Here is a 16,194-nt window from a genome sequence, read left to right as displayed (position 1 = left end):
CGTGTGCTAATTTCGGCACCGTCATTGCGACGACGCACGAGGAAGTCGGTGTGATTCCGGCGCGGTCCCGCCACTGTGACCGGTAGAGCGATCTCCGGGAGCCAGATACTCACGTCGCCGTACCTCCTTGCCCGGGGCGGACTTCCCCGAGAGAGGGTGTAATCGCCGTGCGTGTACGCGCAGCCTTCCCGAAGCTCCTTGTCGCGTTGACCTCCTCGAGCCTTCTGCTCGCCGGATGTTCGACGGCGGGTTCCGACACCGAGAACGACGCCTCGGACGAGTGCATCACCGACTTCGATGCCTCGGTCGACTACTTTCCCGACAAGTCCGAGATAGTCGACGCCGATTTCGAAGCCGTGGTCGCGCAGGTGGCCGACGCCCCGACCTGGCTCGTGGGTGGCGGCGTCGGCGGGTTCACCGCGGGGCTGGCCGGACTCGGCCGCGCCGGTGTGGTGATCGCCGCGGCGCTCGGGGCCACCGTGTTCCCCCTCAACGCCGTCACGGCCATCGTGGGGGCGCCCGTGGTCATCGCCGTCCTGATTCGTTCACGGCGTGGAGCACTGGGAGCGGCACTGTGACCTCCACCGGCGTGGAACTACGCGATCCGACCATCGGCCACGCCCGTCGTCGTGCCTTCCGTGGCAGGACGGTCACGGAGATCGCTTCGAAGGTGAACGTTGCTCGACGGGGTGAACTCGTCGACGTGCTCGGACGCCTGGCGCGCGAGCAGAATCTGGCGGTCGTCATGTCCACCCACGAACTCGAACTCGCACTACGGGTGTCCGACCGGATGTGGCTGCTCGAAGCAGACCGCACACTGACATGCGACACTCCCGCTGCTCTCGCCGAATCCGGCCGTATCGGAGCGGCGTTCGATCGCGGACGCATGCGGTTCGATCCTCGTAGGATGGTGTTCGACCTGGAAGCGGAGGACAGCCGTGTCTGATGCGATCGGGGTTCTCGAGCGAATCGCCGTATGGAGCCCGTACTTCCGCGTGAGTACCGGACCTGCCGACGACAGATGGTGTCCCACCGCAGATCTGGCCGACCCCGCGACCCGCGACGCTCTGGTGGCCGATACTGCCGCGCGGATGGACACCGACGAACCGCGCGTGGCGGCATCGACCCTCTTCTTCGGATACGTCGCACGCGTGTGGTCGGTGGCGATCGGTTCCGTCGTCGACTCCGGACGATGCATCCGGCTCGATCCCGAGCAACTCCTGTGGCGGAACGACGCCGGACTGCACCTGCACATCACCGAACCCGGATTCGGCGACGACATCGTGACGGAAGTCCTCGACCGGCAGATCGAACCTCTCGTCCATGCGTGGCGCGACGTGGTCGCGGCCGGCCTGTTGTGGGGCAACGCGGCATCCGCTCTGATCGGTGCCGGTCGGGTGATCGGTTCCGATGCACAGCCTCTCGTCGATGACCTTCTGTCCGATCCGCGTCTGGCGGACACTGTGGACCCGGCGACCGGCCGTCGCCGTAGTTGCTGTCTTTACTACCGCACACCCACCGGCGGGGTCTGCGGCGACTGCGTCTTCCCCACCCCGCCGGACGACCGCTCGAAGGAGATGCCGTGACAGTCGTGTTCGATCCCGAGAACTATTGGAACGACATGTGGTTCGGTCTGCTCATCGAAGGCTCGGCACTGGAGGTCGCGGCCCCGAACGCACCGAAGAAGATCGGGATGTACGACGGGTACGTCACCGTCGACTTCGGTCGGTGGCACTTCCCTCTCTGCATCGGCGAACACACCGCGAGTGGGCCGGAACTCGGCCGGATCCGCCGCTGCGGCCGCGCCGAGTTGTACCGCAGGATCGGCAGGGACGACACCGTCACCTCATGGGGGCTGCGCATGTTCAACGGCCGGGACGAGCAGATGCTCACGATCATGCTGCCCACCCCGTTTCTCACCAACACCGAACAGTTGACCGATGAACCGGTCTGGGAGCACCTCGAGGCGTGGGACCGCATCCGCGGAATTTCTGGGGCTGGAACCCGATCCACGCGATCGCACAGGTAGGGGCTTCCGGCACACATGAGTGTGAAGCCGGGCGCCGACCGAGGTCCGGCGCGGAGCGGTCCGTCCGCGAAGGCAGAACGCGCCCGGTCACCGGGCGGCCTCGATGTCGACCGAACGGTGGGGCAGGACCAGCGGTGTGCCTGCGACGGGATCGGTGATCACAGTGGCCTCCACACCGAAGACGTCGCGCACCATCTCGGAAGTGATGACTTCGCTGGGCGGTCCGGCGGTCACCATCGTCCCCGCGCGCATCGCCACAAGGTGATGGGCATAGCGACTGGCCATGTTGAGATCGTGCAACACCAGCACGATGGTGCGTCCGAGCCGGTGGTTGAGGGAAGCGAGCAGATCGAGCACCTCGATCTGATGGGCCAGGTCGAGGAAGGTCGTGGGCTCGTCGAGCAGCATGATGTCGGGATCCTGGGCCAACGCCAGCGCGATCCACACGCGTTGGCGTTGGCCACCGGACAGTTCTTCGATCGGGCTCTCGGCCAGCTGGTCGACGCCGGTCGCCGCCAGTGCGGCAGCCACCGCCCGCTCGTCTTCGGCACTCCACTGTCGGAACCACCGTTGATGGGGATGCCGGCCCCGGCCGACGAGATCGGCGACGGTGATGCCGTCCGGGGCAAGGGGCTGCTGCGGCAGCAGACCGAGGGCGCGGGCCAGTGTGCGCGCCGGCATCTCGGTGAGCTCGGTACCGTCCAGAAGGACTCGGCCGTGCTGCGGCGACAACAGGCGGGCCAGGCCCCGCAACAGCGTCGACTTGCCGCACCCGTTGGGTCCGACGATCGCCGTGATACGGCCGGCAGGCAGGCTCGTGCTCACCTGGTCGACGATCAGCGAGGATCCGTAGCCCAGGCTGAGCTGCTCGGTCGTCAACGAGACCGACCGGATCGCGTGTGCTGGCTGTGGTGTCATCCGGCGGCTCCGATGCGGTGGGCGCGGGCGAGGAGATAGAGCAGGACCGGCGCTCCGAGGATCGCCGTGAGGACTCCGACGGGCATCTCCGACGGCGCGAAAATCGAACGGCCCGCCAGATCGGCGCCGACCACCAGAAGGGCGCCGACGGCGGCAGAGGGCGCAAGGCCGATCTGCCGCTCGGCGAGGATGCGGCGAGTGATCTGCGGCGCCACCAGCGCGACGAAACCGATGGGTCCGGCAGCTGCGGTCGCCATCGCGGCGAGGACCACTGCAATCAGCAGCAACAGCACCTTGCGGCCTTGACCGGCTCCGGTCAGGGTGCGGGTGAGATCGTCGCCGAGCTCGAGCAGCCGCAGGTGCCGCGACTCCACGATCAGGACCGGGACCGTCGCCGCCAGCGCGATGACAATGATGGTCACGTGCAGCCCGCTCCGATTGGCCAGGCTGCCGGTCAGCCAGGCAGCGGCGCTCATGGCTCGGTGGATGTCGGAACGGGTGAGCAGATAGGAGATAGCGGAGGAAAGCATCGCCGCGACACCGATCCCGACCAGCACCAGCCGGAAGCCGTGCAGACCGCGCCGGTAAGCGATGAGCACGATCATCAGCGCAGCGAGGACCGCGCCGGCCAGCGCACCGAACACGAGCTGCAGACCGCTGCCCCCCACGACAAGCAGCACGGTCAATGCGCCCATCGCCGCCCCGGAATTGATGCCGATGATGTCGGGGCTGACGAGCGGATTGGCGGCGATGCGCTGCAATATGGCCCCCGAGAGCGCAAAAGCCGCGCCGACACCGAGCCCGGTCAGTGCCCGGGGCAGGCGGTCGCCCAGCACGACCTCGCGCTCGATGAGGGTGCCTCCGCCTCCCACGATGGTGACGGCGTCGGAAACCGAGATCGGGTACACCCCGAGGACCAAGGAAGCCGTGGCGACCGCAACGGCGGCCACGCCGGCGAGGACGGTGAGCAGCACAGAGGAGCGGCTGATCCGAAAGGAGACCGGGGTACCTCGCGGGGCCACCAGGAGCGTGTCGCGGGTTGGACCGCGGCGCACCGGCGAACTCATGTGCCGACCACCTTGCGGTTGCGGACCAGGTAGAGGAAGAACGGGGCGCCGACCAGGCCGGTGATGATCCCGACCTGCAGCTGTTCGGGTTGGACCAGGAGTCGTCCGAGGATGTCGGCGATCAGCAGCAGCATGGGCGCGAGCACGATGGTCCAGGCGAGCACCCAGCGGTAGTCCGAGCCCGTGATCATCCGTGCGATGTGGGGTACCACGAGCCCGATGAACCCGACCGGACCTGCGATAGCGGTAGCGCCACCCGCAAGCAGAACCACAGCGAGAGCCCCCGCGATGCGGTCGACCCACACACGGGCACCGAGGCTGCGGGCGAGATCCTCACCCAGAGCCAGAGCATTCAACGCGCGGGTCAGGCCAACAGCCAGGACGACACCGACGGCGATGAACGGCGCTACCGCGGCCAAAGCGTCACTGTCCGAACGGGTCAACGATCCCACGACCCAATAGCGGAAGTCCTCCATCGTGGAGGCGTCCTGGAGGGTGATCATCGTGGTGACCGCGCCCAGGAGCGCGGTCAACGCCGACCCGGCCAGAGCGAGCTTCACCGGCGTGGCACCACCCGGACCGAGCGAGCCGAGCATGTAGACGAAGACGGCGGCCACCGCAGCTCCTGCGAAGGCGAACCACACGTAACCGGCAGCGCTCGTGATGCCGAGACCGACCATCGCCGAAACCACCGCCAGCGCCGCGCCGGCGTTGATGCCCAACAGTCCGGGTCCCGCCAAGGGGTTGCGGGTCAGACCTTGCATCACCACGCCGGCGAGGCCGAGCGCCATCCCGGCCAGCAATCCGGTCACGGTCCGCGGGATGCGGATATATCGCACCGCACGCTCGACGTCACTGTCCGCCGAACCTGTAACGGCCCCGACCACGTCGGAGAGGCCGACCGGCAGGGTGCCGAGCAGGACCGAGCCGAGGGTCACGGCCACCAGAACAGCCGTGGCCACCGCGAGCCCGAGTAGGCGAGTACGGTTGCCGCTCAGCAGGCCGGAACGCACGACAGGCGCGCCGGCAGCCGGGGCCGGACCGTCCGCAGACCGCTCCGGGGTCGTTGCCGCCGTCGTCACCGCCTACCTCACTCGCCCCCGTCTTGTCCGGTCTCGTCCTGGATGGCCAGGTCGGGGTGCAGCAGCGAAGCCAGCAGCTCGATTGCATGGGCGATGCGGACTCCGGCGGCGCGGTCAGCGAACAGGAAGGGATGCACGGCACCGTTCTGCACCGCCGACAGGCCCGCGAGCGCCGGGTTCTGCACGATCGTCTGCGCCTCCTCGGCGCCGTCCTGGCGGGTATAGGAGGCGTCGCAGCAGGTGCTGGTCAAGATGACATCGGGGTCGCGACGGATAAGCTCTTCGAGGTCGATCGCGACGTGGCGTCGCTCGACGAGGTCGGCGAAGGCGTTCACGCCCCCGGCCTGCGCGATGATCCGGGTACCGAAGTCGATGCCACCGGCGACGCGGATGCCACCGCCCTCATCGAGTAGGACGATCGCGACGCTCGGGCGGTCCGCCCCGGCCAGCACCTGGTCGACCGCCGCGATGCGCTGCTGTTGATCGGCAATGACCTCCTCGGCGCGCTCCTCGACGTCGAACAGGGCCCCGAGGTCGCGCAGGTCGTCATAGATCGTCTCGACGCTCACGGTGGCGGGGTCGATCGCCTCGTCCGACAGTCCGTCCGCGCTGGGGCACAGCGGGCTGAGGGGCGTGGCCCCTGAAGAGTGGACACTTGGGTGTGTTCGTTAGGCGGCCTGATCCAGGGTAGACATGCGGTCGGTCTCGTAGTCAATTGGTGATCGGTTCTGCAATGCCGAGTGCTTTCTACGGGTGTTGTAGCGGGTGATCCAGCGGAAAACCTCGGTGCGGCATTGTGCTTCGTCGAGCCAGCGTTTCGCCCCCTGAAGCGTCTCCCGTTTCAAGGACGCGTTGAAGGACTCGGCCATCGCGTTGTCGGCGCTCGACCCGATTCGGCCCATCGATTGCCGCACGCCGTGCCGGCGGCATGTCGCCTGGTAGTCCGAGGACGTGAATTGACGTCCGTGATCCGAGTGGAAAATTGCTCCTTCCAGCGATCCTCGTGCCGCGGCCGCGTTGTCGAGCGCGTTCTCGACGAGTTCGGTACGCATGTGATCTGCGATCGACCAGCCGACGAGGCGCCTGGAACACACGTCGATCACGGTCGCCAGGTAGAGGAACTTACCGGTGCCCCTGTGTGGAAGGTAGGTGATATCGCCGACGAAAACGCTCCCGGGCTCGGCAGCGGTGAAATCGCGCTTGACCAGGTCTCCGAAGACCTGCGCCCCAGGATCTTTGATCGTCGTGTTCTTCGGTTTACGCAGGTGCACGCCGACAATGTTGTTGCATCGCATCAACCGCGCCACCCGCTTGTGGTTCACCGTGCCCGGCACCTGGTCATCATCGGCCAGTTCGGCGGTCATCCGCCGGTAGCCCAGCGTGTGGTCCCATTCCTGGTGATGGGCACGTATTCGGTCCACCAGCGCCGCATCGGCCTCCTGCCGGGCCTGGCGTGCCGCCTTTCCGGCTCGCCACTTGTAGTAGCTCGACCGGTGGATGCCGAGCACCGTGCACATCCGCTTCACCTCATGGGCGTCTCGGTGGTCATCAACGAACCAGAAGCGGATCACCAGTTCGTCTCTGCCGCGAAATACTTCGTGGCCTTGCGCAGGATGTCTCGCTCCTCGCTGAGCCTGTCGTTTTCCGCGACCAGAGCCTGGTTGCGGGCCCGGACCTGCTCAATCTCGGCTTGCATTCGCGCGAGTTGATCCTGCGGCGTCTCGGAGGCCCCGCGCTCTGGCGTGGCCTCGGACTGCGCCGACGCGGCCTTCTTACGCGCCTGGTGCACCCATGTCTTCAACGACCCCCGAGCGACTCCCAGATCCGCGGCCAACGTCGAGTACGACGCATCCGGACGAGTCTCGTAAAGCCGGACAGCATCGGCTTTGAACTCATCCGAGTACTTCTTCTTCGTCATGATGATGTCCTGCATTCTCCGGCCCAGTATGGGCCAGTCTCAGCGTGTCCACCACCCAGGGGCTATCCCCGAGGATCCAGCTCTGTATGCCGAGCCGGGTCAGACTCGCCCGCGTGCCGAAGCTCTCGTCGCCGGCGCCGTCCTCGGTGAACACGTTGTTGTACCCCGACAGGATGAAGTCCGGCCCGGTGGCCAGAAGCGCCTCACGACTGGGGAGCTTCTCGACGTACGGCACCTGCTCCTGGGCATCTGCGTACTCGGGCAACACCTGAGCATCGAGGAAGGCGGTCTCGATCAGGCGGTCGCTGATGCCCAGCGCATGCGCAATCTCGATGGCCGGCTGGTAGGCGGCATACACGCGTTCCGGTGGCGCTTCCACGGTGACGTCGATCCCGCAGTTCTCGACGGTCATGGAGTCGGCCGACGCGGCGTTCTCCTCGTCTGCGCCACATGCGCTCGCGCTGATCAGCGTCAGACATGCGGCGGCGACGCTCAGCGTCCGACGGTTCAGCGGAGTCATGCGACGGCCGTCCTTTCGATGCGCTGGGGGAATCGGCACTCGGGCCGGATCAAGGCATGGAAGGTGCGGGTCGCAGCGACCTGATCACTGATTCCCGGTGCGTGGGCGATCGCGATGGCGCGCCCTTCGACAGGATCCGGACGCCGAAGAGGTACAGCGGAGACAGAATGGGAGAGAGATGGGTGCACGGCTTCGCGCAGCCTTTCTCGGGGTAGGCCGCCCCGATGCTGAAAGGTACGAATGGGGCGAGTATCTGGCTCGCAGACGCTTGTCGAAGCGCCGCTCACAGTGGCGGTACCGCGCCGGATTCACACCGGCTTCCTCGGATCCCATCGTGATGGACGAACTGAGGCTAGCAGGAGCCGACCATGCCCGAATTCCCGGCTCGGCCGAAGTAGGAGCCGGGGGCGGTGCAGGTCGGTGGTGGCGCAACGCCACTCGAACGGCGTAGCGGTTGTGTCCTGTTCGACGCCGGTACCACCGCTGTGCGGGAGACCGACGTCATCGCCCGGCCCTGTCCCGGCACCGGAGAAGAGACCCGAGGGGAATCAACGCTATCCTCGCGGCGTGGACTCACGGATGCCGGTGCTTGCGCAGGTGCGCGGTGCTGCCGTGGGGTCGGTGTCGGGGGCGGTGAGTATCGCCGCCCATGGTGTGGCCGGTGGCGGGATGCCGCCGAGCCAGTCGGCGGTGGTGTTGCTGCTGGCGGCGTGCGCCGGCGTCGGTGCCGCGGTCGCCGCCGTCACCGTGCGCGATCGGAACTGGGTGTTTCTCCTCGCGGCACTGACTGCCGGACAGGTGGTCGGGCACACCACCCTCTCGGTGGTCGACGACCACGCGCACGGGCTGGAACTGTCGCCCGCGATGATCGCCGCCCACCTTGCCGCTGTTGCGGTCTCCGCCGCTGCGGTGCGCGCCGTCGAAGGTGCGTGCCTGCACGTGCTGGGGGCGTTCACCCGCGTGATGCTGGTGCTCTTTTCTGTCCCGCCTGCGCAGACCGTGGTCTGGTCGGCGACCCCGCTCTATCGGGCGACGCTGTCGTTGTGGTTGCTGGCCGGCGCCGCCGCCGGTACCCGCGGACCGCCGACCGCGGCGTAGTCGGCCTCCCTACCCGATCCGCCTGCTGCGCCGTCCCCGGCGCGGGAGAGCACGCGATCGCCGACGGGTGTCCGACATTCTTCTTCCGCCGTCCTGCCTTCGCCCCGTGCTGGGGTGCCGAGTGTATGGCGTGCGTGCCCTCAGCGGCATCGACCGGATTCGATCTGCCAAGTCCCCTCGATGCCCGCCTTTCCTGACGGTCGCCTAACCGACCGCATCTCCAGCGGTGCCCGTGCTCCTGCACGGACACCGCCGAAAAACGCGCACACGGTGAGCACCTCACGACAGCCGAATCGAGACACACTCATGTCCGTTCCCGAACTCGACCGCGGCACCATCGCCGCGGACAATTCCGCCGCCGAGCCCGCCCGGGCTGCGGCGCAGGATTCTTCACCGCCGCGCAGCATGCGGCCGCTGATCATGCGGCTGCACTTCTACGCCGGGATCCTGGTGGCCCCGTTCCTGCTGATCGCGACGATCAGCGGGGGCCTCTACGCGATCGCCCCGACCCTCGAACAGGTGCTCTACCGCGACCTGCTGCACGTCGATTCCACCGGTCCGGCACTGCCGGTCGCCGAGCAGGTCCGCGCCGCCCAGCAGCTACGCCCGGACCTGACCGTCTCAGCGGTACGCCCCGCATCCGAGGTCGGTGAGACCACCCGGGTGCTGTTCACCGATCCGTCCCTCGGTGAATCCGAGCGCACTGCCGTGTTCATCGATCCCGCGACCGCCTCGTCGACCGGTCAGTCGGTGGTCTACGGCAGTAGCAGCGCGCTGCCGGTACGCACCTGGATTTCCCAGCTGCACCGGCACCTGCATCTGGGTGAGCCCGGCCGGATCTACAGCGAACTGGCCGCCTCCTGGTTGTGGGTCATCGCTCTGGGCGGGGTGTACCTGTGGGTGCAGCGCTACCGCACCCAGCGCACCCGCACCCGGCAGTCGGCGCGACTGCTGACCTTCGACCGCGGCGCGCGGGGCCGCAACCGCACCCTCGGCTGGCACGGCACCACCGGCCTGTGGATCGCGGTCGGCTCGATCTTCCTGTCGGCCACCGGGTTGACCTGGTCCACATATGCCGGGGCGAATGTGGGCGAGTTGCGTACCGCGTTGAGCTGGACCACCCCGACGCTCGATACCACCCTCGGCGTCTCGGACACCGCGCCTGCAGCCGGTGGACACGACGGCCACGACGGCCATACTGCCGCTGTTGCCGATACGGGCGCACTCGATCGCAACATCGGCGCTCTGGACCGCGTCCTTGCCGCCGCTGCCGAGCATCGAGTGACCGAACACGTCGAGATGAGCATCCCGGCCGACGGCCACACTGCCGTCACCGTCACCGAAACCCGCCAGCCCTGGCAGTTCGTCACCGACGCGGTCGCGATCGACCCGGCCACCGGGGCGGTGACCGCCACCAACACGTTCGCGGACTGGCCGCTGGCCGCCCAGCTCACCACCTGGGGCATCGCCCTGCACATGGGCATCTTGTTCGGGCTGCTCAACCAGCTGGTATTGCTCGCTCTCGCGGTCGCGTTGGGCACGGTCATCGTGCGCGGCTACCAGCTGTGGTGGCAGCGTCGCCCCACCCGCGGATCGCGCCGGGTGGCGCGCCCACCGCTGCGTGGGACGTGGCGACGCCTGCACCCGGTCACCGTCGTCGCGGTGGTCGCTGCTGCGGTGACCGTCGGGTGGTTCGCTCCGCTGCTGGGACTGAGCCTGCTCGCATTCCTGCTCGTCGACGTCGCGGTCGGTCTGCTGCGGCGCCGGCGTTCGCCCGAGCACTCCCCCGAGGGGACCTCCGCGACCGGCTGAGTCTCGCTGTCTCCGGCCCGGCGGCTCGGATCCTGCCACCGGATCCGAGCCGACCGGGCAATCCTCACACTCCCGAGTTCGTATACAGAGGAACGCATTCCGGACTTGGTAGAGCGTCGTCCAGCCCACGCACGCCGAGGAAGGAGGCGATCCTTGTACAGTCGGCGCTGCGATCGGTTCGCCGCATGTCGTCGTGAGGAGCCCCGAAGACCTCATGTGCGCGCCGAAGCACCCGATGCCGACAGGTATCGGGTGTGAGAGGGAACCCGGTGGGAATCCGGGACTGTCCCGCAGCGGTATGCAGGAACGACCGCCGTCACCAAGCACTGGACCACCAGGTCCGGGAAGCGACGGCCACTAGGTCCATCCCGACGGAATCGGGAATGGGTGCCTGCGAGTCCGAAGACCTGCCGATCGTGTCGGGCACGCCGTGCCCGACGGTATGCCGCCTCGTGGAATGGGCGCGCGCCGATCGGCAACACCTCGACCACAGGTCGAGAACACGGGGCTCGTATCGGGATGCGCGTTCATCGGGCGGTAGACCACCCAGCGACGAACACCGGAGAAAACCTGATGTCTGCTCCGACAGCATCCTCATTCACCGCCACCGTGCTCGGCTCCGCACGCATCGGACCGAACCGCGAACTGAAGAAGGCCACCGAAGCCTACTGGGCCGGGCGCCTCGACCGCAGTGGCCTGGAATCGGTTGCCGCACAACTGCGCGCCGACACGTGGTCACGTCAACACACAGCCGGGCTGGACTCGATCCCGGTCGGAACGTTCTCGTTCTACGACCACGTCCTCGACACAGCAGTCATGCTCGGGGCGTTGCCTGCCCGGGTCGCGGATATCGCCGACGACCTCGACCGCTATTTCGCCGCAGCACGCGGCACCGACGATATTGCCCCACTCGAGATGACCAAGTGGTTCGACACCAACTACCACTACCTCGTCCCCGAGATCGGACCCGACACCGTCTTCGAACTCGATGCCACAAAGATTCTGGGTGAGATCGCACAGGCACGCGAGCTCAATGTGCCCGCTCGCCCCGTCGTCCTGGGTCCACTGACCTTCCTGCTGCTGTCGAAGCCCGTCGACGGGCAAGGACCGCTGCTCGGCCGCGTCGACGAGCTCGTTCCCCTCTATCTGGACCTGTTGGCGCAGCTCGCCGACACCGGGGTCGACTGGGTACAGCTCGACGAACCGGCGTTGGTCCGCGACCTCGACTCACCTGCCCTCGATGCGATCGGACGGGTGTACAACGCCCTGGTGCAGGCACCGAAGCGGCCGTCGATTCTCGTCGCGTCGTACTTCGGCAGCCTCGGGCCGGCGCTCGAGCGGCTCGCACGCACCGGAGTCGAAGGTCTCGCCGTCGACCTGGTAGCCGGTAGCACCACCGGAATCGCAGGCCTGCCCGAGCTCGCCGACAAGCTCATCGTCGCCGGCGTCGTCGACGGCCGCAACGTCTGGCGCACCGACCTCGAACAGGCCTTGTCGACGCTGGCCACCCTGCTCGGTTCCGCCGCCGCCGTTGCGGTGTCGTCGTCGTGCTCACTGTTGCACGTGCCGTACACGATCGATGCCGAACCGGATCTCGACGCATCGCTGCGCACGTGGTTGGCCTTCGGCAGCGAGAAGGTCTCGGAGATCGTCACTCTCGCGACCGCTCTGCGTACGGGATGCGACGCCGTCACCGACGAACTCGCCGCTGCCCGTACCGCCGCACAGGTGCGGGCCTCGGATCCGCGCCTGCGCAACGATCGGGTGCGCGGTGTCCTCGCATCGATCTCCACCGATCGCACCCGCACACCCGCCGACCGTCGGCGCGAGATCCAGCGTCGCCATCTCGATCTGCCGTTGTTGCCGACGACCACGATCGGCTCGTACCCGCAGACGACCCGCATCCGGGTGGCCCGCGCAGCGCTGCGCGCAGGCGAGATCGACCACGGCGAGTATGTGCGGCGGATGCGGGACGAGATTTCCGAAGTGGTTGCGCTGCAGGAGGAGCTGGGGCTCGACGTTGTGGTGCACGGCGAACCCGAACGCAACGACATGGTGCAGTACTTCGCCGAGCAGCTCGACGGGTTCTTCGCCACCGCCAACGGCTGGGTACAGTCCTACGGCACGCGGTGTGTGCGGCCGCCGATCCTCTACGGTGACGTCGCACGCCGCGCACCGATGACGGTCGAGTGGATCGTCTACGCCCAGTCTCTCACGGACAAGCCGGTCAAAGGCATGCTCACGGGCCCTGTCACGATCCTGGCGTGGTCGTTCGTCCGCGACGATCAACCGCTCGCCGAGACCGCCGACCAGATCGCGCTCGCGATCCGCGACGAGACGGTGGACCTGCAGGCCGCCGGGGTGCGCATCATCCAGGTCGACGAGCCTGCGCTTCGTGAACTCCTGCCGCTGCGCGCGTCGGAACAACCCGACTACCTGAAGTGGGCGGTCGGTGCGTTCCGGTTGGCGACATCCGGTGTCGCCGACTCCACGCAGATCCACACCCACCTGTGCTATTCGGAGTTCGGAGAGGTGATCGAGGCGATCGTCGAACTCGACGCCGACGTCACGTCCATCGAAGCGGCCCGCTCGCGCATGGAGGTCCTCGACGATCTCGACGCCGCGGGATTCGACCTCGGCGTGGGCCCCGGCGTGTACGACATCCATTCGCCGCGGGTCCCGAGCGAGGACGAGATCACAGCACTGTTGCGCAAGGCTCTGCAGGCGGTGCCAGCCGAGCGACTGTGGGTCAACCCGGACTGCGGGCTCAAGACCCGCGGCACGACGGAGGTCACGGCCTCACTGGCGAATCTCGTCGCCGCTGCAGCCACCGTGCGCGCCGAACTGAACCGATAACTACCGCACTACGAAGAAGGTCGTCGACAATGTCCACCCCTCGCATTCGCACCACCCATGCGGGAAGTCTCCCGCGCACCACTGCTCTCGTCGAAGCCAACCGAGCACGACGAGAAGCGGCAGACGGCTTTCGCCTCGATACCTCCGAGGAGTTCGCACAGTTGCTCGGCAACGAGGTGACCGCGCTGGTTCGGCGCCAGGTCGACCTCGGCATCTGCACTCCCGGCGACGGCGAGTACGGCAAGGCCATGTCCTCGACCGTCGATTACGGTGCCTGGTGGTCGTACTCGTTCCAGCGCCTGTCCGGTCTCCAGTTGACCGACGGGGGACCGTTCGGCAGTACACCGATCCGGTCGACACCCGGCAACGTGCGTCTGACCACCTTCCCCGACCGGCGCGACTGGACGCTGTTCGCTGAGGCCTACGGCGATCCCGACAGCGGGGTGTCGATCGGGGAGGAGGCACCCCTCTTCCCTACTGCGACCGGACCGGTCACCTATATCGGCCACGACGCCATCGCGTCGGACATCGCGAATCTGAAGTCCGCGCTGGCGGCCGCAAGGGTCGAGAACGGTTTCATGACTTCCTTGTCACCGGGTAGCGCCTCGCGGATCGGCAACGAGCACTACGCAACCGAGGAAGAATTCATCTGGGCATGCGCGGATGCCATGCGCGAGGAGTACAAAGCGATCATCGACGCCGGTCTGATCCTGCAGATCGACGACCCGTCCGTCGCCGAGAACTGGGACCAGATCAACCCCGAGCCGACCGTCGAGGACTACCTGGCTTTCACCCGCATCCGGGTGGAAGCGCTGAACTACGCCCTGCGGGGTCTGCCCCAGGACCGGATCCGCTTCCATCTGTGCTGGGGCAGTTGGCACGGCCCGCACACCACCGATCTCGAGTTCGAGTACCTCGTCGAAACCATGCTCGACATCGACGCCGGGTCGTACTCGTTCGAGGCCGCCAACGTCCGTCACGAACACGAGTGGCGGGTGTGGGAGGACGTGAAGCTTCCCGACGGGAAGCAGATCGTGCCCGGCGTCATCAGCCACGCGACGAACGTCGTCGAACATCCCGAACTCGTGGCCGACCGCATCGAACGTTTCGCGAATCTCGCAAGACCCGGCGTCGGTCCCGGAACCGCGCAACCGGGCGTCCTCCACCCATCGACACCGGATGAGGCACCATGTCCGAATGGCATCCCGCCGAAGAACCCTCGTCGTCGTATCCGCCGTGCTCGTGGTGCTGGTCGTCGTCGCCGTCGCGACCTTCCAGCTTTCGAACTCCCGCACCTTCCAGCTGTTCGGGGCACTCGTCCATAGGGTGGAGACACCCGAGAAGGTGGTCTCGCTGACCCTCGACGACGGCCCGAGCGTCCTCACCCCGCAGGTCCTGCAGACCCTCGAGGACGCCGACGTCCCCGCCACCTTCTACGTCACCGGCTCGGAACTCGAACAACGACCGGAGCTGGGCCGGGCCATCGTCGAGGCCGGGCACGAACTCGGTAATCACACCGCGACGCACCGCAGGATGATGCTCGTCGGCAGCGGCACGGTGGCCGAGGAGATCGAGCGCACCGACGCCGCGATCCGCGAGACCGGGTTCGACGGGGAGATCACCTTTCGCCCGCCCTACGGCAAGAAGCTCGTCGCGCTCCCCCGCTATCTCGACCAGCACGACCGGACCACCGTGATGTGGGACGTCGAACCGGATTCCGATGCGTCCGACACCGAGACGATCGTGCAGACCGCACTCGACGAGACCCGTCCCGGCTCGATCATCCTGCTGCACGTCATGTACCCCTCCCGGACAGCGTCGCTGGAGGCGATTCCCGGGATCGTCGACGGCCTGCGCGCCGAGGGCTACCGGTTCGTGACGGTGTCGGAATTGCTCGACATGCAGACCTCGTGAACTCCGGGGCGCGAAATGGTCATCGATGCGCGCTGTTACGCGCTCCGATGACCATTTCGCGCTCTGATTCTCAGGTGAACGGGACTCCGCCGGTGACGGCGATGGTCTCCCCGGTGATGTAGCTCGACTCCTGGGAGGCGAGGAAGACATAGGCCGGAGCGAGTTCGGCGGGCCGGCCGGGGTAGGCGATCTCCGGTTGCTCCTCGAGCGGCGGAACGGGGTGCTGCTCTCCCGGGTGCTGCATGCGGTACTGGTCCTGGTCCGGCATTCTCGCCCGCCCTCGATCGGGTTCGTAAGGGGCGATACCCGGTGCACCATGGCGCCACACCGGCACCGCTCCGGACGCATGTGTCGGAGCATAATCGCAGGTGGACGACATGAGCGAGGTCACATCGGTGTGCGGCGCATAATGGCCACCCATGTGTCGGAACGGAGAGGTCGAGGCATGAGCGCGGACGGTACGAGCGCGGACCTGTCGGCCTATCGGAACGACTTCGCCCGGATCGAGAAGAAGGTCGCCGGGGAGTTCGACGCCGGTCGCCGCGGACGGGTCCTGGCGATCTGCGTCGTCGTCCTGACGGTGTGCATGGTGCTTCCGCAGACGTCGTCGGCGTGGTCGTGGACGGTCTTCGGTAGTTGGTTCGGCGACACCGCACCCGTGGCGGTGCCGCTGCGGATCTTCGCGGCCCTGGCCCTCGTGTTCGGGGTGGTGATCTCGACGCTGGCGTTGTGGCTGCGACGATGGAAGCTGGCGTCGCTCGCGATGCTCGGCTCGGGGCTGTCGTCGTTCTTCGGGCTGTTGGCGTACTGGTCGCAGGCGGGAATGATCACGAACGCTCCGCATCACCCGACCGTGGCGTTGGTCGCCGAATGGCTGGTGATGATCGTGATGACCTCGCAGTGGTTGCCGATCGTGCTGAGCCGGTCGCCGACGGACGTCCCGCCCCGGCCGCATCCGCTGCGGACCGGTCGCCGGTAGG

Annotated in this window: 16 protein-coding genes, 1 pseudogene and 3 riboswitches; of the genes and pseudogenes, 10 read left to right on the top strand and 7 right to left on the bottom strand. The window is 67.3% G+C overall.

All coding sequences use genetic code 11. From position 1 onward, the window contains the following. The first annotated feature begins 4 nt into the window (after positions 1–4). Positions 5–132, top strand: a riboswitch (cobalamin riboswitch). 35 nt (positions 133–167) lie between these two features. The 4 genes from M3330_RS16435 (at position 168) to M3330_RS16420 (ending at position 2,029) form a co-directional block, all read left to right on the top strand. Further along, complete coding sequence (locus tag M3330_RS16435) at positions 168–578, top strand: hypothetical protein (RefSeq protein ID WP_200358571.1); 411 nt, start codon at positions 168–170, stop codon at positions 576–578. A gap of 92 nt (positions 579–670) precedes the next feature. Further along, on the top strand, positions 671–946 hold the full coding sequence (locus M3330_RS16430; protein WP_255025535.1) for a hypothetical protein: 276 nt from the start codon (positions 671–673) through the stop codon (positions 944–946). Then, a complete protein-coding gene (locus tag M3330_RS16425; protein WP_247849474.1) occupies positions 939–1,586 on the top strand; it encodes a (2Fe-2S)-binding protein in 648 nt (215 codons plus the stop codon). Before M3330_RS16430 ends, M3330_RS16425 begins: the two co-directional genes overlap by 8 nt. Then, positions 1,583–2,029, top strand: coding sequence for a hypothetical protein (locus tag M3330_RS16420; RefSeq protein ID WP_200358575.1), 447 nt, complete (start codon positions 1,583–1,585; stop codon positions 2,027–2,029). Before M3330_RS16425 ends, M3330_RS16420 begins: the two co-directional genes overlap by 4 nt. An 87-nt stretch (positions 2,030–2,116) precedes the next feature. Here M3330_RS16420 and M3330_RS16415 read toward each other — a convergent pair whose 3' ends face one another. The 6 genes from M3330_RS16415 to M3330_RS16390 form a co-directional block, all read right to left on the bottom strand. Beyond that, entirely contained in the window at positions 2,117–2,947 is an 831-nt protein-coding gene (locus M3330_RS16415) for an ABC transporter ATP-binding protein (RefSeq protein WP_064851940.1), read from the bottom strand. Beyond that, complete coding sequence (locus M3330_RS16410; RefSeq protein ID WP_006552952.1) at positions 2,944–4,014, bottom strand: iron chelate uptake ABC transporter family permease subunit; 1,071 nt, start codon at positions 4,012–4,014, stop codon at positions 2,944–2,946. The genes M3330_RS16415 and M3330_RS16410 overlap by 4 nt, the downstream gene beginning before the upstream one ends. Continuing rightward, positions 4,011–5,096, bottom strand: coding sequence for an iron ABC transporter permease (locus tag M3330_RS16405; protein WP_197481858.1), 1,086 nt, complete (start codon positions 5,094–5,096; stop codon positions 4,011–4,013). Before M3330_RS16405 ends, M3330_RS16410 begins: the two co-directional genes overlap by 4 nt. Positions 5,097–5,104: 8 nt before the next feature. Next, complete coding sequence (locus M3330_RS16400; RefSeq protein ID WP_255025531.1) at positions 5,105–5,665, bottom strand: ABC transporter substrate-binding protein; 561 nt, start codon at positions 5,663–5,665, stop codon at positions 5,105–5,107. A gap of 99 nt (positions 5,666–5,764) precedes the next feature. Then, positions 5,765–7,014, bottom strand: a protein-coding gene (locus M3330_RS16395) for an IS3 family transposase (RefSeq protein ID WP_219129554.1) whose coding sequence is annotated in 2 segments (ribosomal slippage) — positions 5,765–6,684 and positions 6,684–7,014 — 1,251 coding nt in all. Because the reading frame shifts where the segments join, the coding sequence is not laid out codon by codon here. After that, positions 6,989–7,534: a hypothetical protein gene (locus M3330_RS16390; RefSeq protein ID WP_255025529.1), complete on the bottom strand. Its 546-nt coding sequence runs from the start codon at positions 7,532–7,534 to the stop codon at positions 6,989–6,991. Before M3330_RS16390 ends, M3330_RS16395 begins: the two co-directional genes overlap by 26 nt. 226 nt (positions 7,535–7,760) lie before the next feature. Continuing rightward, a riboswitch (cobalamin riboswitch) is annotated at positions 7,761–7,916 on the bottom strand. A 197-nt stretch (positions 7,917–8,113) separates the two neighbouring features. On the opposite strand from M3330_RS16390, the gene M3330_RS16385 reads away from it, so the two are divergent. From M3330_RS16385 to M3330_RS16365, 5 genes are all read left to right on the top strand, one after another. Further along, positions 8,114–8,632, top strand: coding sequence for a hypothetical protein (locus M3330_RS16385; RefSeq protein ID WP_255028923.1), 519 nt, complete (start codon positions 8,114–8,116; stop codon positions 8,630–8,632). A gap of 306 nt (positions 8,633–8,938) precedes the next feature. Beyond that, positions 8,939–10,444 carry a PepSY domain-containing protein gene (locus M3330_RS16380; RefSeq protein WP_220666459.1) on the top strand — a complete coding sequence of 502 codons (1,506 nt, stop codon included), beginning with the start codon at positions 8,939–8,941 and terminating at the stop codon, positions 10,442–10,444. A 226-nt stretch (positions 10,445–10,670) separates the two neighbouring features. Next, positions 10,671–10,874: riboswitch (cobalamin riboswitch) on the top strand. 143 nt (positions 10,875–11,017) lie between these two features. Beyond that, positions 11,018–13,300 carry a 5-methyltetrahydropteroyltriglutamate--homocysteine S-methyltransferase gene (gene metE / locus M3330_RS16375; protein WP_255025526.1) on the top strand — a complete coding sequence of 761 codons (2,283 nt, stop codon included), beginning with the start codon at positions 11,018–11,020 and terminating at the stop codon, positions 13,298–13,300. Between the two features lie 29 nt (positions 13,301–13,329). After that, entirely contained in the window at positions 13,330–14,625 is a 1,296-nt protein-coding gene (locus tag M3330_RS16370; RefSeq protein ID WP_255025525.1) for a cobalamin-independent methionine synthase II family protein, read from the top strand. Beyond that, a complete protein-coding gene (locus M3330_RS16365) occupies positions 14,537–15,214 on the top strand; it encodes a polysaccharide deacetylase family protein (RefSeq protein ID WP_255025524.1) in 678 nt (225 codons plus the stop codon). The genes M3330_RS16370 and M3330_RS16365 overlap by 89 nt, the downstream gene beginning before the upstream one ends. Before the next feature lie 70 nt (positions 15,215–15,284). On the opposite strand, the pseudogene M3330_RS16360 reads toward M3330_RS16365, so the two are convergent. Continuing rightward, a pseudogene (locus M3330_RS16360) lies at positions 15,285–15,395 on the bottom strand (SDR family oxidoreductase); the annotation flags it as partial. Positions 15,396–15,659: 264 nt separating this feature from the next. Here M3330_RS16360 and M3330_RS16355 point away from each other — a divergent pair. After that, entirely contained in the window at positions 15,660–16,193 is a 534-nt protein-coding gene (locus M3330_RS16355) for a hypothetical protein (protein WP_006552961.1), read from the top strand. The last annotated feature ends 1 nt before the right edge of the window (position 16,194 follow it).

Origin of the sequence: Rhodococcus sp. GA1 (assembly GCF_024321955.1) — a bacterium.
Lineage (GTDB): Bacteria > Actinomycetota > Actinomycetes > Mycobacteriales > Mycobacteriaceae > Rhodococcus > Rhodococcus pyridinivorans.
The sequence above is the reverse complement of the archived record's forward strand: the minus strand, read 5'-3'. Positions and strand labels throughout refer to the sequence as shown.